Raw genomic sequence first — 223 nt, 5'->3', positions numbered from 1 at the left:
CTCAGACCAGCTAGGGATCGTCGCCTAGGTGGGCCGTTACCCCGCCTACTAGCTAATCCCATCTGGGTTCATCCGATGGCGTGAGGCCCGAAGGTCCCCCACTTTGCTCCCAAGAGGTCATGCGGTATTAGCCACCGTTTCCAGTGGTTATCCCCCTCCATCGGGCAGATCCCCAGACATTACTCACCCGTCCGCCGCTCGCCGGCAAAGAAGCAAGCTTCTT

General features: G+C 59.6%; 1 rRNA gene. It reads right to left on the bottom strand.

Features of this window, described 5'->3' with window-relative positions:
- Window positions 1-223 (bottom strand): 16S ribosomal RNA (locus tag AAC854_RS23980); the annotation flags it as partial.

It is taken from the genome of Xenorhabdus entomophaga (assembly GCF_037996725.1).
GTDB classification, from domain to species: domain Bacteria; phylum Pseudomonadota; class Gammaproteobacteria; order Enterobacterales; family Enterobacteriaceae; genus Xenorhabdus; species Xenorhabdus khoisanae.
The sequence above is the reverse complement of the archived record's forward strand: the minus strand, read 5'-3'. Positions and strand labels throughout refer to the sequence as shown.